The 20,864-nt window shown below is 69.0% G+C and carries 22 protein-coding genes; 17 read left to right on the top strand and 5 right to left on the bottom strand.

Annotated features, from left to right (window positions below; genetic code table 11):
• The first annotated feature begins 34 nt into the window (after positions 1-34).
• The 6 genes from ABGB08_RS40865 to ABGB08_RS40840 all read left to right on the top strand — a co-directional run bounded on the left by ABGB08_RS40865 (position 35) and on the right by ABGB08_RS40840 (position 5,682).
• Positions 35-1,291 (top strand): FAD-dependent oxidoreductase, encoded by a 1,257-nt coding sequence (locus ABGB08_RS40865; RefSeq protein WP_347601930.1) that lies wholly within the window; start codon positions 35-37, stop codon positions 1,289-1,291.
• Complete coding sequence (locus ABGB08_RS40860) at positions 1,288-1,536, top strand: (2Fe-2S)-binding protein (RefSeq protein WP_347601928.1); 249 nt, start codon at positions 1,288-1,290, stop codon at positions 1,534-1,536. Before ABGB08_RS40865 ends, ABGB08_RS40860 begins: the two co-directional genes overlap by 4 nt.
• Positions 1,533-2,999 (top strand): FAD/NAD(P)-binding oxidoreductase, encoded by a 1,467-nt coding sequence (locus tag ABGB08_RS40855; protein WP_347601926.1) that lies wholly within the window; start codon positions 1,533-1,535, stop codon positions 2,997-2,999. Before ABGB08_RS40860 ends, ABGB08_RS40855 begins: the two co-directional genes overlap by 4 nt.
• Positions 2,989-3,879 carry a dihydrodipicolinate synthase family protein gene (locus ABGB08_RS40850; RefSeq protein ID WP_347601924.1) on the top strand — a complete coding sequence of 297 codons (891 nt, stop codon included), beginning with the start codon at positions 2,989-2,991 and terminating at the stop codon, positions 3,877-3,879. Before ABGB08_RS40855 ends, ABGB08_RS40850 begins: the two co-directional genes overlap by 11 nt.
• A gap of 1 nt (position 3,880) precedes the next feature.
• On the top strand, positions 3,881-4,873 hold the full coding sequence (locus ABGB08_RS40845) for a proline racemase family protein (RefSeq protein ID WP_347601922.1): 993 nt from the start codon (positions 3,881-3,883) through the stop codon (positions 4,871-4,873).
• A gap of 131 nt (positions 4,874-5,004) precedes the next feature.
• On the top strand, positions 5,005-5,682 hold the full coding sequence (locus ABGB08_RS40840; protein ID WP_347601920.1) for a GntR family transcriptional regulator: 678 nt from the start codon (positions 5,005-5,007) through the stop codon (positions 5,680-5,682).
• Positions 5,683-5,769: 87 nt separating this feature from the next.
• Here the strand turns inward: ABGB08_RS40840 and ABGB08_RS40835 are convergent, their stop codons facing one another.
• The 3 genes from ABGB08_RS40835 to ABGB08_RS40825 all read right to left on the bottom strand — a co-directional run bounded on the left by ABGB08_RS40835 (position 5,770) and on the right by ABGB08_RS40825 (position 8,648).
• Positions 5,770-6,672, bottom strand: coding sequence for an EamA family transporter (locus ABGB08_RS40835; RefSeq protein WP_347601918.1), 903 nt, complete (start codon positions 6,670-6,672; stop codon positions 5,770-5,772).
• Positions 6,673-6,781: 109 nt separating this feature from the next.
• Entirely contained in the window at positions 6,782-7,546 is a 765-nt protein-coding gene (locus ABGB08_RS40830) for an ABC transporter permease (protein ID WP_347601916.1), read from the bottom strand.
• A 193-nt stretch (positions 7,547-7,739) separates the two neighbouring features.
• Positions 7,740-8,648 carry an ABC transporter ATP-binding protein gene (locus tag ABGB08_RS40825; RefSeq protein WP_155349371.1) on the bottom strand — a complete coding sequence of 303 codons (909 nt, stop codon included), beginning with the start codon at positions 8,646-8,648 and terminating at the stop codon, positions 7,740-7,742.
• A gap of 147 nt (positions 8,649-8,795) precedes the next feature.
• On the opposite strand from ABGB08_RS40825, the gene ABGB08_RS40820 reads away from it, so the two are divergent.
• From ABGB08_RS40820 to ABGB08_RS40775, 10 genes are all read left to right on the top strand, one after another.
• On the top strand, positions 8,796-9,566 hold the full coding sequence (locus ABGB08_RS40820) for a VOC family protein (protein WP_155356676.1): 771 nt from the start codon (positions 8,796-8,798) through the stop codon (positions 9,564-9,566).
• A gap of 158 nt (positions 9,567-9,724) precedes the next feature.
• Entirely contained in the window at positions 9,725-10,465 is a 741-nt protein-coding gene (locus ABGB08_RS40815) for a metalloregulator ArsR/SmtB family transcription factor (RefSeq protein WP_347602012.1), read from the top strand.
• Positions 10,462-11,874 carry a Fe-S cluster assembly protein SufB gene (gene sufB / locus ABGB08_RS40810; protein WP_347601914.1) on the top strand — a complete coding sequence of 471 codons (1,413 nt, stop codon included), beginning with the start codon at positions 10,462-10,464 and terminating at the stop codon, positions 11,872-11,874. Before ABGB08_RS40815 ends, sufB begins: the two co-directional genes overlap by 4 nt.
• 2 nt (positions 11,875-11,876) lie before the next feature.
• The gene (gene sufD / locus ABGB08_RS40805; protein WP_347601912.1) at positions 11,877-12,995 is read left to right on the top strand and encodes a Fe-S cluster assembly protein SufD; all 1,119 of its coding nucleotides are present in this window, start codon (positions 11,877-11,879) and stop codon (positions 12,993-12,995) included.
• The gene (locus ABGB08_RS40800; protein WP_155356673.1) at positions 12,992-13,309 is read left to right on the top strand and encodes a non-heme iron oxygenase ferredoxin subunit; all 318 of its coding nucleotides are present in this window, start codon (positions 12,992-12,994) and stop codon (positions 13,307-13,309) included. The genes sufD and ABGB08_RS40800 overlap by 4 nt, the downstream gene beginning before the upstream one ends.
• Before the next feature lie 2 nt (positions 13,310-13,311).
• On the top strand, positions 13,312-14,058 hold the full coding sequence (gene sufC / locus ABGB08_RS40795) for a Fe-S cluster assembly ATPase SufC (protein ID WP_155349365.1): 747 nt from the start codon (positions 13,312-13,314) through the stop codon (positions 14,056-14,058).
• A complete protein-coding gene (locus tag ABGB08_RS40790) occupies positions 14,058-15,329 on the top strand; it encodes a cysteine desulfurase (protein ID WP_347601909.1) in 1,272 nt (423 codons plus the stop codon). Before sufC ends, ABGB08_RS40790 begins: the two co-directional genes overlap by 1 nt.
• Positions 15,326-15,757 (top strand): Fe-S cluster assembly sulfur transfer protein SufU, encoded by a 432-nt coding sequence (gene sufU / locus ABGB08_RS40785; RefSeq protein ID WP_155349363.1) that lies wholly within the window; start codon positions 15,326-15,328, stop codon positions 15,755-15,757. The genes ABGB08_RS40790 and sufU overlap by 4 nt, the downstream gene beginning before the upstream one ends.
• Positions 15,757-16,125 carry a metal-sulfur cluster assembly factor gene (locus tag ABGB08_RS40780; protein WP_347601907.1) on the top strand — a complete coding sequence of 123 codons (369 nt, stop codon included), beginning with the start codon at positions 15,757-15,759 and terminating at the stop codon, positions 16,123-16,125. The genes sufU and ABGB08_RS40780 overlap by 1 nt, the downstream gene beginning before the upstream one ends.
• 344 nt (positions 16,126-16,469) lie before the next feature.
• A complete protein-coding gene (locus tag ABGB08_RS40775) occupies positions 16,470-18,431 on the top strand; it encodes a DEAD/DEAH box helicase (RefSeq protein WP_347601905.1) in 1,962 nt (653 codons plus the stop codon).
• A 41-nt stretch (positions 18,432-18,472) separates the two neighbouring features.
• Here the strand turns inward: ABGB08_RS40775 and ABGB08_RS40770 are convergent, their stop codons facing one another.
• Together ABGB08_RS40770 and ABGB08_RS40765 are read right to left on the bottom strand one after the other, a co-directional pair.
• Positions 18,473-18,556 carry a hypothetical protein gene (locus tag ABGB08_RS40770; protein ID WP_347602010.1) on the bottom strand — a complete coding sequence of 28 codons (84 nt, stop codon included), beginning with the start codon at positions 18,554-18,556 and terminating at the stop codon, positions 18,473-18,475.
• Entirely contained in the window at positions 18,553-18,723 is a 171-nt protein-coding gene (locus tag ABGB08_RS40765; protein ID WP_347602024.1) for a hypothetical protein, read from the bottom strand. The genes ABGB08_RS40770 and ABGB08_RS40765 overlap by 4 nt, the downstream gene beginning before the upstream one ends.
• A gap of 312 nt (positions 18,724-19,035) precedes the next feature.
• Here ABGB08_RS40765 and ABGB08_RS40760 point away from each other — a divergent pair, with 312 nt between their 5' ends.
• Positions 19,036-20,652 (top strand): cellulose binding domain-containing protein, encoded by a 1,617-nt coding sequence (locus tag ABGB08_RS40760; protein WP_347601903.1) that lies wholly within the window; start codon positions 19,036-19,038, stop codon positions 20,650-20,652.
• Positions 20,653-20,864 lie beyond the last annotated feature (212 nt).

The raw sequence follows: 20,864 nt of genomic DNA, 5'->3' as shown, positions 1-20,864 counted from the left end.
GCGAAGGCATAGTGGAATGTGACATTTTACTTCCATGCCGGACGTGGTGGTGATCGGAGCGGGGGTCGTGGGGGCCGCGTGTGCCTTCTATGCCGCGCGGGCCGGGTTGAGCGTCGTCGTGGTGGATCAGGGGACGGTCGCGGGCGGAACCACGGGGGCCGGCGAGGGCAATGTCCTGGTCTCGGACAAGGAGCCGGGGCCTGAGCTGGATCTGGCGTTGTTGTCGTCCGGGCTCTGGGCGGAGCTGGCCGTGGCGGTCGGCGGGTTCGAGTACGAGCCGAAGGGTGGCCTCGTCGTGGCCGAGACGCCCGAGGTGCTGACCGCGCTGACCGGGCTCGCCGCCAAGCAGGAGTCCAGCGGGGTGCGGGCCGCCGTGGTGGATCCGGAGGAGTACGAGCCGCATATCGCGCGCGGGCTGGCGGGCGGCGTCCACTACCCGCAGGACGCCCAGGTCCAGCCCATGCTCGCCGCCGCCCGCCTGCTGCGCGCTTCCGGCGCCGAGGTTCGTACGGGGGTACGGGTGACCGGTTTCGCCCGATCGGGAGACCGGGTCACCGGAGTCCGGACCGATGCGGGCGATCTGCGCGCCGGCGCCGTCGTCAACGCCGCCGGGACCTGGGCGGGCGACGTCGCCGCCCTGGCGGGGATCAACCTGCCGGTGCTGCCGCGACGCGGCTTCATCCTGGTCACCGAACCGCTCCCCGAGCCGCTGATCCGGCACAAGGTCTACACGGCCGCGTACGTCACCAACGTGGCCAGCGAAGACGAGGGCCTGGAGACCTCGGCGGTCGTGGAGGGCACCCCGGCGGGAACGATCCTCATCGGCGCCAGCCGCGAACGAGTCGGATATGACCGAAATATCGCCTATCCGGTTCTCGCCCGGCTGGCCGAACAGGCGATCGCGCTGTTCCCCGCCCTCGCCGGCAGACAAGCGATCCGCGCCTACTGCGGTTTCCGCCCCTACTGCCCCGACCACCTCCCCGTCATCGGCCCCGACCCGCGCGCCCCCGGCCTCTACCACGCCACCGGCCACGAAGGCGCGGGCATCGGCCTCGCCCCCGCCACCGGCCTACTGATCTCCCAACTCCTCACCAGCTCCTCCGGCCAACTGGGCTCTTCCGACCGCCCCGGCCCCTCCAGTCGATTCAGCACTTCCAGCGGATCCGATCCCTCCGGTGGCCCCGGCCCCTTCGCCGAATCGAGCGAATCCGGTGGATTGGGAGAGTCCGGCATGTCCGGCGACCGACTGGATATCGACCTCTTCCCGTTCCGTCCCGAGAGGTTCGCATGACCGCCCCCTTTGAGATCCTCTTCTCCGGGCGGCCCATCCCGGTTCGGCCCGGCCAGACGATCGGCGCGGCTCTCCACGCCGCCGGAATCCGATCCTGGCGCACCACCCGGATCAACGGCCGCCCGCGTGGCCTGTTCTGCGGCATCGGCGTCTGCTTCGACTGCCTGCTCACCGTCAACGGCGAACCCAACGTCCGGGCCTGCCTGACGGTGGCCCACCCCGGGGACGAGGTGACCCCGTCATGAAATATGACCTCATAGTCATCGGGGCCGGTCCGGCCGGGATGGCGGCAGCGGGCACCGCGGCCCGGAAAGGGCTGGACGTCGCACTAATCGACGCCGCCCCACAGCTCGGCGGTCAGTTCCATCGCCAGCCGCCGCCAGACTTCGGCGTATGGAAGGAAACCTCGCGAGATAGGGCGACCCGCGACCGGCCTCATCGGGGTGGCGGTGCAGGCGGCGAGCTTCAGCTAGACGGGCACGCCGGTGTCGAGGTCGAGCGGGCTGGTGGCGCGGGCGGCGGGCCTAACCCAGGCGGTGGGTCTGGATCGCCAGTTTCCGGGCCTTCACCCAGGCGGGACTTTCTGCGGCTTCGTGATCGTCTGGCTGGGGTCGATCTTCACCTGGGATGCCGGGTGTGGGCGGTGGAACCTTCGTTCTCGGTGCACCACGACGGTGGGACGCTGGCGGCCGAGCGGTTGCTGATCGCGACGGGGGCGCACGATCGGGTGGTGCCGTTTCCCGGCTGGGATCTGCCCGGGGTGATGACCGCCGGGGGCGCGCAGGCGCTGCTCAAGGGGAATCTTGTGGTGGCCGGGCGGCGGATCGTGGTGGCGGGGACCGGGCCGTTCCTGCTGCCCGTCGCGGCTGGGCTCGCCGCCGCCGGTGCGCACGTTGTCGGGGTGTTCGAGGCGGCTCGCCGGGTGGGCGCATTGGCGCGGTATCCCGCCAAAGTCCTCGAAGGTGCCGGTTATGGGGTACAGCTGGCGCGGCATCGAGTGCCGTACCACCGGGGGCAGGCCGTCGTCGCGGCGCATGGGACCGATGAGCTCACGAAAGTCACCGTGGCGAAGATCGACGCGGAGTGGCGGGCGGTCAAGACGCGGGACATCGAGTGTGACGTGCTCGCGGTGGGTTACGGGTTCGTCCCGCAACTCGATCTGCCGGTGCAGCTCGGGTGCGCGACCACGCGGGACTCCGATGGCAGCCCGATCGTGGCCGTCGACGCGGAGATGCGGACCTCGGTTCCCGGCGTGTACGCGGCCGGGGAGACCACCGGCGTCGGCGGCGCGGAACTGGCCGAGCTCGAAGGGGTCATCGCCGCGCACTCGATCACCGGCAGGCCCGTCCCGCCCGGAATCGCCCGCCGGAGGGCTCGGGCGTGGGCGTTCGCGCGGCTGCTGCACGAGGTGTTCCCGGTCCGGGACGGCTGGAAGAGCTGGCTGCGGGAGGACACGATCGTCTGCCGGTGCGAGGAGGTTCCGTACCGGGCGATCGGCGCAGCGCAGGAGCTGGGAGCCACCGACGCGCGGTCGATCAAGTCGCTGGCCCGGCCGGGCATGGGCTGGTGCCAGGGCCGGATGTGCGGCTACGCCGTCGCCCGGCTGGCCGGGGAGGACCCGCCACCGCCGCGCCGCCCGTTCGCGCAGCCCATCAGCTTGCAGGACCTGGCGGCCTACCCTTTGAGGAGATCCAACGATGACACGTGACAAGCCGTGGCGCGGCGTGATGGTGGCCACGGCACTCCCACTAAAAGCTGATTTGTCCGTAGATTTCGATGCTTTTGGCGAGCATTGCCGGTGGCTGGTGGCGTCCGGCTGTGACGGTGTCGTGCCGAACGGGTCGCTGGGGGAGTACCAGACGCTGACCGCCGGCGAGCGGGCCCAGGTTGTTCGCACGGCCGTCACGGCGATCGGCGCGGACCGCGTCATGCCGGGCATCGCCGCCTATGGCGCCCAGGAGGCCAGGCGCTGGGCCGAGCAGGCCGGGGAGGCCGGATGCGGCGCGGTCATGCTGCTGCCGCCCAACAGCTACCGCGGCGACGAGCGCGCCACGATCGAGCACTACCGGATCGTGGCCGAGGCGGGCGTGCCGATCGTCGCCTACAACAACCCGATCGACACCAAGATCGACCTCACCCCGGCGCTGCTGGCCCAGCTGTACGCCGAGGGCTTGATCGTGGCCGTCAAGGAGTTCACCGGCGACGTCCGCAGGGCGTACGAGATCGCGGAGCAGGCGCCGGGCCTGGACCTGCTGGTCGGCTCCGACGACGTGCTGCTCGAACTGGCCCTGGCCGGCGCGGTCGGCTGGGTGGCGGGCTACCCGAACGCGCTGCCCGAGGCCACGGTGCGCCTCTACCGGGCGGCCATGGCCGGGGATCTGGGCGTCGCGCAGCCGCTGTATCGTGCGTTGCATCCGCTGCTGCGCTGGGACGCCAAGATCGAGTTCGTCCAGGCCATCAAGCTTTCCATGGACCTCGCCGGACGGCCGGGCGGCGGTTGCCGTCCGCCCAGGCAGCCGCTGCTGCCCGCGCAGGCGGCGGCGGTCCGGGCGGCGACCGAGAAGGCCCTCGCGGAAGGGCTGCGCTGACATGCGGACCAAACGGGTGTTCCACGCCGTCGACTCGCACACCGAGGGCATGCCGACCCGCGTCATCACCGGCGGAGTCGGGGTGATCCCGGGCGCCACCATGGCGGAGCGCCGCGAATATTTCATGGCCAACCTGGACCATGTCCGCACCCTGCTCATGTACGAGCCGCGCGGCCACGCGGCGATGAGCGGCGCGATCCTGCAGCCGCCCACCCGCCCGGACGCCGACTGGGGAGTGCTTTACATCGAGGTGTCCGGCTGCCTGCCCATGTGCGGGCACGGCACGATCGGCGTCGCCACCGTCCTGGTGGAGACCGGAATGGTCGAGGTGACCGAGCCGGTGACCACGATCAGGCTCGACACGCCCGCCGGTCTGGTCACCGCGTCGGTCGCCGTCGAGGACGGTGCCGCGACCTCGGTCACCATCCAGAACGTGCCCTCGTTCAGCGTCGCCCTGGACCAGACGATAAAAGTCACCGGATACGGCGAATTAACCTACGACCTCGCCTATGGCGGGAATTTCTACGCGATTGTCCCCATCGAAGCCGTCGGGCTTCCGTTCGATCGGGCGTACAAGCAGCAGATCCTTGACGCCGGGCTGGCGATCATGGACGCCATTCCCGAACCCGCGCACCCGCTCGATCCCGGCATCAAAGGCTGCCACCACGTGCAGTTCCTCGCCCCAGGATCCGACGCCCGGCTGTCCCGCCACGCCATGGCGATCCACCCCGGCTGGTTCGACCGCTCCCCGTGCGGCACCGGCACCAGCGCCAGAATGGCCCAGCTCCACGCCCGCGGCGAACTCCCCGTTGGTACGGACTTCGTCAACGAATCCTTCATCGGCACCCGCTTCACCGGCCGCCTGATCGAGGAGACCACCGTCGCCGGCCTCCCCGCCGTGATCCCCACGATCACCGGCCGCGCCTGGATCACCGGCACCGCCCAATATTTCCTCGACCCCTCTGACCCGTTCCCCAATGGATTCCTACTCTGATCACCTGATGCCGTTTGTCCGGATGCGAAACGGTACGATCCCCCTTTGGCCATCCCGCCGGAACCATTCCGGCCCCGGAAAGCCCCGGAACGGATGTCATGCTGGCAGGGAGTACGCGAGTGGGGAGTGGGATGGCTCGGGGAGCTGAAGGGCTCGGCCTGCCGGCGGTGGGGGAGCGGCTGAGCCTGCGCGAGCAGGTCGCCCAGGCGTTGCGGGGGGCCCTGGTCGCGGGGGAGATGCGGCCGGGGGTGGTCTACTCGGCCCCCGTGCTGGCCGCCCAGTTCGGCGTCTCGGCCACCCCGGTCCGGGAGGCCATGCTCGACCTGGCCAAGGAGGGCCTGGTCGAGGCCGTGCGCAACAAGGGTTTCCGGGTCACCGAGATGTCGGAACGGGACCTGGACGAGATCACTGAGCTCCGCCAGCTGATCGAGGTCCCCACCGTGGCCCGGCTGGCCGACCCGGCCAGGGCGGCCGAGTTCGAGCGCCTGCGCCCGCTGGCCCGCGAGATCGTCACCGCCGCCGTCCGCGGCGACCTGCTCACCTACGTCAACGCCGACCTGCGCTTCCACCTGGAGCTGCTGGGCATGTCCGGCAACGCGCACCTGGTGGAGGTCGTGCGCGACCTGCGCGGCCGGGCCCGGCTCTACGGGCTGAAGGGCCTGGCCGACCGGGGCGTGCTGGCCAACTCGGCGCACGAGCACCTCGACCTGCTCGACGCCCTCAGCCGCGGCGACGGGACCGCCGCCGAGCACCTCATGAACCACCACATCCAGCATGTGCGGGGGATCTGGGCCAACAAGCCTGAGTGATTTAACTGGAAAGTCGTGATCTTGGACAGCCGCGGCGGTGAGTTGCCTGGTCGGGGTTATGCGGCTGGCTATGGGACGGGTTTCTGGTTAATTGGATCTGGTGGCGCCGATCGAGGCGATGATCACGCAGCCGATGGCCGCCCACTCGCGCAGGTGCAGCACCTCGCCCAGGATGAACAGCCCGGCCAGCGCGGCGGCGGCCGGTTCCAGGCTCATCAGGATGCCGAACACCCGCTTGGGCATCCGGCGCAGCGCCTCCAGCTCCAGCGTGTAGGGAATGACCGACGACAGCAGCCCGACGCCGAGCCCGAGCAGCAGGATCTCGGGCCGGAGCAGGTCCATGCCCCCGGCGGTGATCCCCACCGGCGCGACCACCAGCGTGGACACCAGCATCGCGAAGGATAATCCCGTGGTCCCGGGGAAGCGCCGCCCGACCGAGGCCGACAGCAGGATGTAGGCCGCCCAGAGCGCCCCCGCCCCCAGCGCGAACCCGATCCCCGCCCAGCTCGTGCCCGCGGCCTTCCCCCACGGCGCGAGCAGCATGATCCCGGCCGCCGCCAGCACCACCCACAGCAGGTCCAGCCTGCGCCGGGACGCCACCACGGCGACCGTCAGCGGCCCGATGAACTCGATCGCCACCGCGATCCCCATCGGCAGCCGCGCCAGCGCCTCGTAGAACGAGAGGTTCATCAGCCCGAGACTGACCCCGAACGCCGCCCCCGCCAGCAGATCCTTGCGGCTGAGCCCGCGCACCCGGGGCAGCGCGAGCGCCACCAGCACCAGCGCCCCCGTGCTGATCCGCAGGAACACCACCGCGCTCGGCGGCAACATCGCGAACAGGTTCTTCGCCAGCCCCGCCCCCACCTGCACCGACACGATCCCCAGCAACACCAGCCCCGACGGCGGCACGGCATCGGACGCGGCCCTGACCCCCGCCCCGATCCGAATCCTGTACGGCCGTGCGGACCCGGAAACGGTCTCGGCGGTCACGAGCGCAACTCCTCACACATATGAGCCAGGCAGCCCTCAAATCGTAGAGGTATGCCCCCAATTCGGGCGAACAGTTAAATATCCCTCATGGGAAGGTCGGGCTTCGCGGTCATTCCCATCGGAATGTTCTCGCGGCCAGCGTCAGCGACACCGCCGCCCACCCCGCGAGCACGCACACCGCCAGCCACGGCAACCCGCCGCCGTCGGCGAGCACCGAACGCATCCCGTCCGTGAAGGCGCCCAGGGGAAGGAACTCCAGCACGGGCTGGATCCCCTGGGGATACGTCGACAGCGGAAGCACCACCCCACCGAGACCCAGCATCACCAGGTAGACCAGATTCGCCCCCGCCAGCGTCGCCTCCGCGCGCAGGGTCCCGGCCATCAGCAGGCCGAGACCGCTGAACGCCGCCGTGCCCAGCAGGATCAGCGCCGCGGCCCATAGCGGATTACCCCGCGGCGACCAGCCGAGCCCCAGCGCGACCGCGACCAGCACCACGACCTGGAGCACCTCGACCGCGAGCACCGCCGCCGTCTTGGCCAGCATCAGCCCGGTACGCGACAGGGGAGTGGCCCCCAAGCGCTTGAGCACGCCGTAACGCCGCTCGAAGCCGGTCGCGATCGCCTGGCCGGTGAAGGCGGTGGACATGATGGCCAGCGCCAGCACGCCCGGCGCCACGAAATCCACCCGCTCGCCCGCCACATCCAGCAGCGGCGCCTTGGAGAAGCCGACCAGCAGCAGCACCGGAATGATCATGGTCAGCAACAGCTGCTCGCCATTGCGCAGCATCGCCCGGACCTCGGCCCCCGCCTGCGCGAGCACCATCCGCCCGAGCGGCGCGGCCCCGGGCGCGGGACTGAAGTCGAGAGTTGTCATCGCCATGCGTCCGCCAGGATCTGTCGGAAAAATCGGATTTGGAACGCCGGGGCCTGTCGGACTCTCGCCATTCGGATCGGTTGGCAATGCCGAAATCTCACGATCAGGCGAACCGGTTGGGCATTTCGGACTTGCCGGATCCGGATGGGTTCGTCCTGGCGTGTCTGTGCGGGCTCCATGACCTGGCGGCGGTTCACCTGAGCTCCCTTCCCGTCAGCTCTAGGAAAACGTCCTCCAAGGTGCGGCGTTCGATGCTCAGGTCCTCGGTCGTCACGCCCTCGGTGGCGCACCAGGCGGTCACGGTGGCCAGCAGCGACGGATCGACCAGGCCCTCGATGATGTAGTGGCCCGCCGGGGACTCCTTCGCGGCGCTCCCCGCGGGCAGGGCGGCGAGCAGTTCGTCGAGGTCGAGCCCGGGCCTGGCGCGGAAGCGGAGCTGGCGTTCCGCGCCGGTGAGGGCGGCGGGGCTGCCCTCGGAGACGACGCGGCCCCGGTCGATGATGACGACGTGGTCGGCGAGTTTCTCCGCCTCGTCCATGTAGTGGGTGGTCAGCACCACCGAGACCCCCGCCGCCCTGAGCTCGCCGACGACCTCCCAGCAGGCGTGCCTGGCCTGCGGGTCGAGCCCGGCGGTCGGCTCGTCCAGGAACACCAGTTCCGGACGCCCGATCACGGCGGCGGCCAGCGACAGCCGCTGCTGCTGCCCGCCGGACAGCCGCCGGAACGGCGTGCGCGCGTGCTCGGTCAGGCCCAGCCGGTCCAGCAGCGCGGCGGCCGGGAGCGGATGGGCGTGGAACCGGGACACCAGGCGCAGCCACTCGCCCGCCCTGATCGCCTGCGGCACCCCGCCGGACTGCGGCATCACCCCGACCCTGGCCCGCAGACTCGGGTCCCCGGGAAGCAGGCCGAGCACCCGCACCGAACCCGCGTCGAACCGCAGGAACCCCTCGCAGATCTCGATCGTGGAGGTCTTCCCCGCGCCGTTGGGGCCCAGAATCGCCGTCACCTCGCCACGAGCGCACCTCAAGGTCAGCCCGTCGACGGCTGTGGTCCGCCCGTACCGCTTCACCAGGCCGGTGATCTCGACGGCAGGGGAAATCATGCCTACGAGTTTAGGGAGTGCCGAGCCCGCTCCCGCCTCCGGCGTCCCAGGTAAACCCTTGCATGGAATCCCGCAAAGTCAGCAGATTTCGGGACAAATGCCGTGTAACGCTTAAATCGTCCTGTGTCACCGAGAAGGGGGATCGGCATGCCGGAGTTCACGAGGTATCGACCGGGCACGGCCTGCTGGGTGGACCTGTCCAGCACCAACGTCGAGGAGTCGGCGGACTTCTACGGGCAGCTCTTCGGCTGGACGGCCGAGTTCGACGACCGTCCGGAAACCGGCGGATACGGCATGTTCCGCCGCGGCGGCAAGGCGGTGGCCGGGATCGGCCGGACGATGAGCGAGAACCAGCCCACCAGCTGGAACACCTACTTCGCCACCGAGGACGCCGGCAAGACCGCGCAGGCGGTCCGGGAGGCCGGCGGCACCGTGATCATGGAGCCCATGGAGATCGTGGACGAGGGCACCATGGCCGTCTTCCAGGACCCGACCGGCGCGTACGTCAGCGTCTGGCAGTCCAACCGCCACCCCGGCGCCCAGGTGGCCGGCGAGCCGGGCACGCTCAACTGGGTGGAGCTGCTGACCCGCGACGTCGAGGCGGCCAAACACTTCTACACCCGGGTCTTCGGCTGGACCACGGAGAACCGCATGATGGGCTCCATGCCGTACACCATGTTCATGATGGCCGGGGAGACGGTCTGCGGGATGATGGAGATGGGCAGCCAGTTCCCGGCCGACGTGCCGGCGCACTGGCTGGTCTACCTCGGGACCGCGGATCTGGACGCCACCATCGCGCAGGCGCGCGGCCTCGGCGCGCGGCAGCTCTACGGGCCGATGACCGTGCCCGACATGGGGCGGTTCGCGGTGTTCGCCGACCCGCAGCGCGCGCCTTTCGCCGCCTGGCAGCAGGCCTGATCGCGAATTAGGGGCCGGGGCCTTGATCGGTTCCGGCCCATCATCGCGTTTGCCCAGGTTAGGTAAGGCTTACCTGCGTGACAAATTACATTCTTCGCGTATCCCGCTTCCGTTTGTGGTGAGGGAAGGAATTACGCCACACTGATGTTGTGAAATACGTGACCGGGACGGCGAACACTAGGGAGACCGCGGCCTCGCGGCCCTCCGCTGTGCCGTCGGCCGAGCGTGGGACGCGTGCCCACGTCGCCCGGCTCATCATGGAGCACGGCCCGGTGACCGCGGCCGCGCTCGGCGAACGGCTCGGGCTCACCCCGTCCGCCGTCCGCCGCCACCTTGACAACCTCCTGGCCGAAGGCATGATCGAGCCGCGCACCGCCCGCCAGCGCGGGCAGCGCGGCCGGGGCCGCCCGGCGAAGCTGTTCGGCATCACCGACGCCGGCCGCAGCGCCTTCGAACACGCATACGATGACCTGGCCGGGAGCGCCCTGCGCTTCCTGGCCGACCGCCTCGGCGGCGAGGCCGTGACCGACTTCGCCCGCTCGCAGGTGTCCGCCCTGGTCGCCCGCCTCACGCCGATCATGCGCGAGGTGCCGGAGGACCAGCGGCTGCGGGTGCTGGCCGAAGCCCTGTCCGCCGACGGCTACGCGGCCTCGGCGAGCAAGACCGGCACCGGCGGTGAGCAGCTCTGCCAGCACCACTGCCCGGTCGCGCACGTGGCCGCGGAGTTCCCCCAGCTGTGCGAGGCCGAGACCGAGGCCTTCGGGCAGCTGCTCGGGACGCCCGTGCAGCGCCTGGCCACCATCGCGCACGGCGACGGCATCTGCACCACCCATGTAAGCCCCCGATCGCATGTAATCCTCAGCCCGCAGCAAAGAGAGAGCAAGGAGTCCGGAAGGTGACTATCACCGACCGCCCGGAGCTGGAAGGCCTCGGGAACTATAAGTTCGGCTGGTCCGACTCGGACGCCGCGGGAGCCGTGGCGCGCCGTGGCCTTTCCGATGACGTGGTCCGCAACATCTCCGGACTCAAGAACGAGCCGGAATGGATGCTCGACCTGCGGCTGAAGGGCCTGCGGCTGTTCGGCAGGAAGCCCATGCCCACCTGGGGCGCCGACCTGACCGGCATCGACTTCGACAACATCAAATACTTCGTCCGCTCCACCGAGAAGCAGGCCGCGTCCTGGGACGAGCTGCCCGCCGACATCAAGAACACCTACGACAAGCTCGGCATCCCCGAGGCGGAGAAGCAGCGCCTCATCGCCGGCGTCGCCGCGCAGTACGAGTCGGAGGTCGTCTACCACAAGATCCGTGAGGACCTTGAGGAGAAGGGCGTCATCTTCGTCGACACCGACACCGGCCTGCGCGAGCACGAGGAGCTCTTCAAGGAGTACTTCGGCACGGTCATCCCGGTCGGCGACAACAAGTTCGCCGCGCTCAACACCGCGACCTGGTCCGGCGGCTCCTTCATCTACGTGCCGCCGAACGTCAGCGTGGAGATCCCGCTGCAGGCCTACTTCCGGATCAACACCGAGAACATGGGCCAGTTCGAGCGCACCCTGATCATCGTCGACGAGAACTCCTACGTGCACTACGTCGAGGGCTGCACCGCGCCGATCTACTCCTCCGACTCGCTGCACTCCGCGGTCGTGGAGATCATCGTGAAGAAGGGCGCCCGCTGCCGTTACACGACCATCCAGAACTGGTCGAACAACGTCTACAACCTGGTCACCAAGCGCGCCGTGGCGTACGAGGGCGCGACCATGGAGTGGATCGACGGCAACATCGGCTCCAAGGTCACCATGAAGTACCCGGCCGTCTACCTGATGGGCGAGCACGCCAAGGGCGAGACCCTGTCGGTCGCGTTCGCGGGCGAGGGCCAGCACCAGGACGCCGGGTCGAAGATGGTGCACCTCGCGCCGAACACCTCCTCCACCATCATCTCCAAGTCGGTGGCGCGGGGCGGCGGGCGCACGTCGTACCGCGGCCTGGTGCAGATCGAGGAGGGCGCGTACGGCTCCGCCTCGACGGTGAAGTGCGACGCGCTGCTGGTCGACCAGATCAGCCGTTCCGACACCTACCCGTATGTGGACGTGCGGGAGGACGACGTCTCCATGGGTCACGAGGCCACCGTCTCCAAGGTCTCCGAGGACCAGCTCTTCTACCTGATGAGCCGCGGCCTGGGCGAGGACGAGGCGATGGCGATGATCGTCCGCGGCTTCGTCGAGCCCATCGCGCGGGAGCTCCCGATGGAGTACGCGCTGGAGCTCAACCGGCTCATCGAGCTGCAGATGGAAGGAGCGGTGGGCTGACCATGGGCCTGGAGACCAAGCCTCTCGTCACCCTGCACGAGAAGGCCTCATATGACCTCGCCGATTTCCCGGTCCCCACCGGGCGCGAGGAGGAATGGCGGTTCACGCCGCTGTCCCGGCTGAAGGGCCTGCACGACGGCTCCGCCGTCTCCGACGGCACCGACAAGGTGGAACTGGTCCTCCCCGAGGGGATCGGTGCCGAGCTGGTCGGCCGCGACGACCCCCGGGTCGGCAAGGCCGGCAAGCCCGCCGACCGGGTCGCGGCCCAGGCGTTCGCCTCGTTCGAGAAGGCGACCGTGCTCACCGTGCCGCGCGAGGCGGTAGTCGCCGAGCCGATCCGGATCGACGTGCACGGCGAGGGCGGCACGCTCTTCACCCACCTGGTCGTGGACGTCAAGCCGATGGCCGAGGTCGTCGTCGTGGTCACCCACACCGGCACCGGCGTCCGGGCCGGGAACGTCGAGTTCCTGGTCGGCGACGGCGCGAAGGTCACTTTCGTGGCCCTGCAGGACAGCGACCGGGACGCGGTGCACCTGGCCCAGCACACCGTGCTGGTCGGCCGGGACGCCACCTTCAAGTCGATCCTGGTGACCCTCGGCGGCGACGTCGTCCGGCTCTCCCCGCGCGTCGGCTACGCCGGTCGCGGCGGGGACGCCGAGCTGGTCGGCCTCTACTTCGCCGACACCGGGCAGCACCTGGAACACCGGCTGCTGGTGGACCACAGCGTCCCCGACTGCCGCAGCAACGTGATCTACAAGGGCGGCCTGCAGGGCGAGGGCGCGCACACCGTCTGGATCGGCGACGTCATCATCCGCGCCGAGGCCACCGGCACCGACACCTACGAGCTCAACCGCAACCTGCTGCTCACCGACGGGGCCCGGGCGGACTCCGTGCCGAACCTGGAGATCCTCACCGGTGAGATCACCGGCGCGGGGCACGCCTCCGCGTCCGGGCGGCTGGACGACGAGCACCTGTTCTACCTGCAGGCGCGCGGCATCCCCGAGTCGGAGGCCAGGCGGCTGGTCGTGCACGGGTTCTTCAACGAGCTGATCCAGCGCATCGACGTGCCGGAGATCCAGGAGCGCGTGCTGGCGGCGGTGGAAGCGGAGCTCACCCGATGACATTCGAAAAGGTCTGCAAGCTGGCGGACATCCCGGACGAGGGAGTCATCCCCGTCGAGGTCGACGGGACCCCGGTCGCGGTCGTGCGTACCAGCGAAGGGGTGTTCGCGCTCCACGACGTGTGCTCGCACGCCGAGGTCAGGCTGAGCGAGGGCGACGTCTACGACGGCACCCTCGAATGCTGGCTGCACGGCTCCTGCTTCGACGTGGCCACCGGCAAGCCGACCGGGCCGCCGGCCACCAGGCCCGTTCCCACCTATCCAGTCAAGATCGACGGCGACGACGTCTATGTCTCGCTCTCGAAGGAGTCATGACCGTGTCCACGCTTGAGATTCACGACCTGCACGTCTCCGTCGGCGACAAGGAGATCCTCAAGGGGGTCGACCTGGTGGTCAGCTCGGGGGAGACGCACGCCATCATGGGGCCCAACGGCTCCGGCAAGTCCACCCTCGCGTACGCGATCGCCGGCCACCCCAAATACACGATCACCTCCGGCCGGGTCCTGCTGGACGGCGAGGACCTGCTGGACATGACCGTGGACGAGCGCGCCCGCGCCGGTCTGTTCCTGGCCATGCAGTATCCCGTCGAGGTGCCCGGGGTCTCGGTCTCCAACTTCCTGCGCAGCGCCGTCACCGCCGTCCGCGGCGAGGCCCCCAAGCTGCGCGAGTTCGCCAAGGACCTGAAGAAGGGCATGGACGCGCTGGCCATCGACGGCTCCTTCGCCACCCGCAACACCAACGAGGGCTTCTCCGGCGGCGAGAAGAAGCGGCACGAGATCCTCCAGCTGGAGCTGCTCAAGCCGAAGATCGCCGTCCTCGACGAGACCGACTCCGGCCTGGACGTGGACGCGCTGCGCGTGGTCTCCGAGGGCATCAACCGGTTCCGCGAGTCCGGCGACACCGGGGTGCTGCTGATCACGCACTACACCCGCATCCTGCGCTACGTGACGCCCGACTTCGTGCACGTCTTCGCCGCCGGCCGGATCGTCGAGGAGGGCGGGCCCGAGCTGGCCGAGAAGCTGGAGGACGAGGGCTACGAGGCGTACACGAAGGCCGCGCTCTGATGGACGGCCTTGATGTGGAGCGGATCAGGAAGGACTTCCCGGTCCTCTCCCGCGAGCTGCCCGGCGGGCGGCCGCTGATCTACCTGGACTCGGGCAACTCCTCGCAGAAGCCGGTCCAGGTGATCGAGGCCATGCGGGACCACCTGTCGATGCACTACAGCAACGTGGGGCGGGCCCATCACGCGCTGGGCGCCGAATCCACCGAGGCGTACGAGAACGCCCGCGACAAGGTCGCCGCCTTCATCGGCGCGCCCTCGCGGGACGAGGTGATCTTCACCAAGAACGCCTCCGAGGCGATCAACCTCGTCGCGTACGCCTTCGGGAACCCCCTCAACACCGACGAGCGGTTCCGGCTCGGCCCCGGTGACGAGATCGTCATCACCGAGATGGAGCACCACTCCAACATCGTGCCGTGGCAGTTCGCGGCCCAGCGAAGCGGCGCCACGCTGCGCTGGTTCGGCGTCACCGACGAGGGCCGCCTGGACCTGTCGAACCTGGACGAGCTCATCAACGAGCGGACGAAGGTCGTCGCGTTCGCGCACCAGTCCAACGTGCTCGGCACGGTCAACCCCATCTCGCCCATCCTGGCGCGGGCCCGCCAGGTGGGCGCGCTGGTGCTGCTGGACTCCTCCCAGGCGGTGCCGCACAAGCCGGTGGACGTGGCCGAGCTCGGCGTGGACTTCATCGCCTTCACCGGGCACAAGATGGTCGGTCCGTCGGGGATCGGGGTGCTCTGGGGCAAGGCGGAGCTGCTGGACGCGATGCCGCCGTTCCTGGGCGGGGGCGAGATGATCGAGGCGGTCTGGATGGACCGGTCGACGTTCGCGCCGCTGCCGCACAAGTTCGAGGCAGGGACCCCGCCGATCGTCGAGGCCATCGGCCTGGGCGTCGCGGTGGACTACCTCACCGACGTCGGCATGCCCGCCATCAAGGAGTGGGAACAGCAGCTGACCGGGTACGCGTTGGAAGCCTTGTCGGAAATTTCGGGATTGCGGGTGATCGGTCCGCGGTCGGTGGTGTCGCGGGGAGGCACGGTGTCGTTCACGTTGAAGACGCCGGGTGGCTTCGACATACATCCGCATGATGTGGGGCAGATCTTGGACGACGTGTTCGGCATCGCCGTCCGGGTCGGGCACCATTGCGCGCGGCCGCTGCACCTGCGGTTCGGCATCCCGGCCACGACGCGGGCCTCGCTGTATCTTTACAACACCACCGACGAGATCGACGCCCTGGTTCGCGGGCTCCATCATGTGCAGAAAGTGTTCGGATGATCGCGGAATCGATGTACCAGGAGTTGATCCTGGAGCATTACAAGCACCCGCAGGGGCGTGGCCTGCGAGAGCCGTACGACGCCGAGGTTCACCACGTGAACCCGACCTGTGGCGACGAGATCACGCTGCGGGTCAAGGTGGAGTCGGGCAAGGTCGCCGACGTGTCGTACGAAGGGCAGGGCTGTTCGATCAGCCAGGCCGCCGCGTCGGTGCTGCACGAGCTGGCGGCCGGATCCACGGTCGAGGATTCGCTCGCGGTGGTCGACGAGTTCACCCGGCTCATGCAGGGCCGGGGCACGGTCGAGGCCGACGAAGAGGTGCTCGGTGACGCCGTCGCGTTCGCCGGGGTGGCCAAGTTCCCCGCGCGGGTGAAATGCGCGCTGCTGGCCTGGATGGCATACAAGGACGCTGTGGTGAGGAGTTCCTGATGAGCAAGCCCACTGAGACGCCGACTGTGGCGGCATATGACGGCGATCTGGCTCTGGACGACGTCATGGAGGCGCTGAAGGACGTCGTCGACCCCGAGCTGGGCATCAACGTCGTCGACCTGGGCCTCATCTACGGCCTCAACCTGGACGCCGCCGGCGAGGGTGAGCGGCCGGTCGCCACCATCGACATGACGCTCACCAGCGCGGCCTGCCCGCTCACCGACGTCATCGAGGACCAGGCCAACTCGGCGCTGGCCGACATGGTCTCCGGCGTGGTCATCAACTGGGTGTGGCTGCCGCCGTGGGGGCCCGACAAGATCACCGATGAGGGCCGGGACCAGCTGCGCATGCTGGGCTTCAACGTGTGATGGTCATGACGCCCGGAAATCCGGGGTAAGATACATCGGACTCCGGCTTTTCCAAGCCGCTGGGTCGGTCACGAACAGTGACTACGCGCCGCGACTGTGAACCGCGGCACCTGCACACTGCTGAGCAGACTTCGCGCCACGCTGACGTGGCTGCGACGTGGCCGGGGACGGATCCCCGGCCTCAGGGGCGGTGCGCAGAACCGGCACCGTCCGGCACCTGAAAGGGGTGCCTCGTCCGGAACGGCTTGAGGCCGTCCGGACCACCTGGCTCGTCCTTACGCAGAAGTGACGCGCCCTAACGCCCGTGCTGCGGCACGTCATCTTCTATGGAAAGGCACGACTTCGTGACCACGCTTGACCCCGCTATGCCCGTCACCGCCGACGTTCTCGCCCCCGAGACCCCGGCGGTGTCGGAGTTCACCCTGCTCGGATTGCCCCGCCCGCTCGTCACGGGCCTGGCCCGCGCCGGCATCAACGCGCCGTTCCCGATCCAGCGAGCGGCCATCCCCGACATCCTCGCCGGGCACGACGTGCTCGGACGCGGCCAGACCGGCTCTGGCAAAACCCTTGCTTTCGGCCTGCCCATGATGGCCAGGATCGCTGGTGAGAAGGCGCAGCCGCGCCGTCCCCGGGCGATCATCCTGGTGCCCACCCGCGAGCTGGCCCTCCAGGTCGCCGACGCTTTGGAGCCTCTCGGCCGCGGCCTCAGCCTGCGGATGAAGACCGTGGTCGGCGGCATGTCCATGGGCAAGCAGGTCGAGGCGCTGCGCCGCGGCGTCGAGGTCATCGTGGCCACCCCCGGCCGGTTGACCGACCTGATGGAACAGGGCGAGTGCTCCCTTGAGGACGTCCAGGTGAGCATCCTGGACGAGGCCGACCACATGTGCGACCTCGGCTTCTTCCCCGTCGTCAGCGCCATCCTGAACGAGACCCCCGCCGACGGCCAGCGCCTGCTGTTCTCGGCCACCCTCGACGGCGACGTCGACAAGCTCGTCCGCCGTTTCCTCACCAACCCGGTGACCCACTCGCTCTCCCCGGCCACCTCCTCGGTCGAGCTGATGGAACACCACATGTTCCAGGTCACCTTCCATGACAAGCCCGACGTCACCGCCGAGATCGCCGCCCGCGAAGGCCGCACGATCATGTTCGTCCGCACCCAGCACGGCGTGGACCGCGTGGTCAAGCAGCTCGCCCGGGTCGGCGTCAAGGCCGGCGGCCTGCACGGCGGCAAGCGCCAGAACCAGCGCACCCGGATCCTCGGCGAGTTCCGCGAGGGCAACGTCCAGGTCCTGGTGTGCACGGACGTCGCGGCCCGGGGCATCCACGTCGACGACGTGACCCTGGTGCTGCACATCGACCCGCCGGCGGACCACAAGAGTTACCTGCACCGCGGTGGCCGTACGGCTCGCGCCGGGGAGCGGGGCTCGGTGGTGACGCTGGTCATGCCGAACGAGCGCAGGACCACCGAGGCGATGGCGCGGCGGGCCGGGATCAACCCGTCCCGGCACAAGGTCGTGCCCGGGGACCCGGTGCTGGCCGAGATCGCGGGCGCGCAGCAGCCCTCCGGCGAGTCCATCCCGGTCTGGGAGCCCGACGTACGCAAGCCGCTGCGGGCCACCAAGGAGCGCGGCCCGCGCGGCGGCTTCGGCGACGGCGAGCGGCGCCCGCGCCGGTACGCCGACCGCAACCGTTCCGAGGACTTCAACCGCCGCCCGGCGGAGGACGGCGAGGCACGGCGTCGGGACAGTCGTGACAGTGGCGGCGGAGCCCCGCGCGGGCAGTTCCGCGACGACCGCGGGCCGCGCACGTTCGGCGGCGACCGTCCGCGCGAGAACGGCCGCCCGGCCGACCGTCCCAACGGGCGTTCGTACGACCGCGACGATCGCCGTGGATTCGGCAACGACCGCCCGGCGTATGACCGGCCCGCTTACGACCGTCAGGATCGCCCGGCCGGCGGCGACCGGCCGTACGGCAACAACCGGCCGTTCAACGGCGACCGGCCCGCCGGGCGCGGGCGTCCGTTCACGGGTGACCGGGACGGCGGGCGCCGGTTCGAGGACCGGGGCGCCGAGCGTGGCGGATACCGGGGCAACGGCGACAACCGTGGGTCCTACCAGGGCGGGGAGCGTCCCCGTACCGAGACGCGGGGCGGCTACAACGGCGAAGGCCGGTCCGACTCGCGCGGCGGCTGGAACGGTGAGGCTCGCCCGGCCGAGCAGCGGGGCGGCTTCCGCCCCCGCACGGGCGGCGGCTTCCGCCAGGGCGGCCGCCCCGGCGGTCACTCGGGCAGCCGGCACGGCCGCTAGCTGATTCGTTCGTGAGCCCACTGGAGCGCGCTCCAGTGGGCTCACGCGTTCAGGGCGCGCCCGCCGTCCACGACGATCCGCTGTCCGGTGATGAAACCCGCTTGTTCCGAGGCGAGGAAGCTCACGGCGTGCGCGATGTCCTGCCCGGCGGCGGCCGGTGGGCGACCTCGGAGTCGATCTGGATGATGCGGCCGTATCGTCGCGCTCGCATCTGGGGGAGTGCCGCATGCCCGAGCAGCACCGGGCTCTTGACGAAGAAGTCCAGCTGGGCGAGGTGCTCGGCCCACGACACCTCGGCTAACGGGGCCTCCGGCTGAGGCCCTGTCGCGTTCGGATTTAGTGATCCGAAACTGAACCGGATCAGTTGCAAGCGGGCCGCGTGGTGGCGGCTGCCGGTCGTGCTCGGCGTGCTCTATCCGCTGGTGGAATTCGCCGACCGGTCCGAATGAACGTTTCATCGGGAGTCGATCCTGGCGCGGTGTCGGCCCAGTTGATCGAAGAGGCATGCTCGTGCCTCTTGTGACTTAACCGGTCCATTACTTCACTGGGTTTCGACAACGGGTCAGGCGCTGTCTTCGATCAGATCCCGTACCGAGGAGATCCTTTGCCCGCCCATCGCTCCCATCGCGTTCTGCTCGCCGCGCTGCTCGCATTCGTCCTCGCCGTCTCCGGCGTTCTGGTGGCACGCACTCCGGCGCGTGCCGCCGTACCGGCGGGGTTCGCCTACCGTTGCGGCATTCACTTCTGCCTTGACGGGCGTACGTTCTACTTCGCCGGCGCCAACACCTACGACGTGTTCACCTTCGGCGGCAGTTTCGGCGACACCGAGACCCAGTACATGGACAAAGCCAAGATCGACTCCCACTTCGCCGATCTGCAGGCCGACAAGGTGAGCGTGCTCCGCCTCTGGATGTTCAGTCATGAGGACTGGCACGGCTTCGAAAAGACCAAAGGCGTCTACAACGACCAGCAGTTCGCGTTGTTCGACTACGTGATCCAGTCCGCCAAATCGCATGGGATCAAGCTGATCCCGGTTTTCGAGAACTACTGGGAGGCGTACGGGGGGATCGACACGCGACTCCAATGGGAAGGGCTGAGCGGCGGGCATCCCGGCCGCGCTAAGTTCTTCAACAAGACGCAATGCGCTGGCTGCTTCGTGCAGTACAAGAACTACGTGTCGTACGTGCTGAACAGGACGAACCACTACAGCGGCGTCAAGTACAAGGACGAGCCCGCCATTTTCGCGTGGGAGCTCATGAACGAGCCTCGGTACCAGGACGTCAGCGCGGCCGAGAATGTCAGCGGAGCCACGTTGCGGGCGTGGGTGGACGAGATGGGTGCGCATGTGAAGGGGATCGATCCCAATCACCTGCTCGGCACCGGTCTGGAAGGTCATGAATCGCGTTACGGGTTCGGTGGGGACGAGGGTAATCCGTTCGTCTACATTCACCAGTCGCCGTACATCGATTTCACGTCGGCTCATCCGTATCCGCAGGCCGCGTGGGCGGCGCTCAGCCTGGAACAGACGAAAACGCTGATCACCCGGTGGATCTCCGACTCCCATGACCTGGTCGGGAAACCCTTCTTCATGGGCGAGTGGAACACCGACATCAACGGCACACGTAACCAGTGGTGGACCGAGATCTACAACCATTTCGAAGCGCAGGGCGGGGACGGCTCCGCCTTCTGGTGGTACCCCCATCGATCCGCGGGTGGCGACAATCACGCGGTCAAATTCGGCGACCCCGCCCTCACCATCTTCCGCGACCACTCCACCCGAATGGCCGCCAAGAACGGCCCTGCCTCCCCGTCACCATCTCCCAGCCCTTCACCTTCTCCGTCCCGCTCACCTTCCCCCTCTCCGTCGCCTTCACCTTCCCCCAGTCCCACCCCGTCCCCGTCGCCCGTTCCTGGGAAAGCCTGTACAGCGACTTACGTCGTGACCAACCAATGGCCCGGCGGCTTCGGCGCGACGGTGACCGTGAAGAACACCGGCACCACCCCCACCACCGCATGGTCGGTGAAATGGGCGTTCCCTAACGGCCAGACCATCACCCAGCTGTGGAGCGGCACCCACACCACCAGCGGCGCCAACATCACGGTTACCAGCATGTCCTGGAATGGGGCACTCACTCCGAACGCCACCACCTCCTTCGGCTTCAACGCCGGCTGGTCCAGCACCAACGGCCTCCCCAATCCCGTGACCTGCGCGGCCACCTGACCATCCCCGGACCGGCTCCCGCTCCTCGGCGGGAGCCGACCGCCCGATGATCATGTGGTGCGCGGGGCGTCACATCGGTTTCCGCGGGGTGTAGGACACAATCGTAGGTTCCTGTGATCGGTCCTGGTCGTCGAGTACTCTGGTTACGGATCAAACAACCAGATTGCGGAGGCGTGATGACCGTTCCTCCTCTCGAAGACCTGGAGGCCCGG

Origin of the sequence: Acrocarpospora sp. B8E8 (genome assembly GCF_039871605.1) — a bacterium.
GTDB classification, from domain to species: domain Bacteria; phylum Actinomycetota; class Actinomycetes; order Streptosporangiales; family Streptosporangiaceae; genus Acrocarpospora; species Acrocarpospora macrocephala.
Note: the sequence above shows the minus strand (reverse complement) of the source record. Positions and strands in the feature narration are given on the sequence as shown.

Coding starts and splice junctions, on each gene's coding strand:
- ABGB08_RS40865 (WP_347601930.1), top strand. CDS start 35: ATGCCGGACGTGGTGGTGATCGGAGCGGGGGTCGTGGGGGCCGCGTGT.
- ABGB08_RS40860 (WP_347601928.1), top strand. CDS start 1,288: ATGACCGCCCCCTTTGAGATCCTCTTCTCCGGGCGGCCCATCCCGGTT.
- ABGB08_RS40855 (WP_347601926.1), top strand. CDS start 1,533: ATGAAATATGACCTCATAGTCATCGGGGCCGGTCCGGCCGGGATGGCG.
- ABGB08_RS40850 (WP_347601924.1), top strand. CDS start 2,989: ATGACACGTGACAAGCCGTGGCGCGGCGTGATGGTGGCCACGGCACTC.
- ABGB08_RS40845 (WP_347601922.1), top strand. CDS start 3,881: ATGCGGACCAAACGGGTGTTCCACGCCGTCGACTCGCACACCGAGGGC.
- ABGB08_RS40840 (WP_347601920.1), top strand. CDS start 5,005: ATGGCTCGGGGAGCTGAAGGGCTCGGCCTGCCGGCGGTGGGGGAGCGG.
- ABGB08_RS40830 (WP_347601916.1), bottom strand. CDS start 7,546: ATGACAACTCTCGACTTCAGTCCCGCGCCCGGGGCCGCGCCGCTCGGG.
- ABGB08_RS40825 (WP_155349371.1), bottom strand. CDS start 8,648: ATGATTTCCCCTGCCGTCGAGATCACCGGCCTGGTGAAGCGGTACGGG.
- ABGB08_RS40820 (WP_155356676.1), top strand. CDS start 8,796: ATGCCGGAGTTCACGAGGTATCGACCGGGCACGGCCTGCTGGGTGGAC.
- sufD (WP_347601912.1), top strand. CDS start 11,877: ATGGGCCTGGAGACCAAGCCTCTCGTCACCCTGCACGAGAAGGCCTCA.
- ABGB08_RS40800 (WP_155356673.1), top strand. CDS start 12,992: ATGACATTCGAAAAGGTCTGCAAGCTGGCGGACATCCCGGACGAGGGA.
- ABGB08_RS40790 (WP_347601909.1), top strand. CDS start 14,058: ATGGACGGCCTTGATGTGGAGCGGATCAGGAAGGACTTCCCGGTCCTC.
- sufU (WP_155349363.1), top strand. CDS start 15,326: ATGATCGCGGAATCGATGTACCAGGAGTTGATCCTGGAGCATTACAAG.
- ABGB08_RS40780 (WP_347601907.1), top strand. CDS start 15,757: ATGAGCAAGCCCACTGAGACGCCGACTGTGGCGGCATATGACGGCGAT.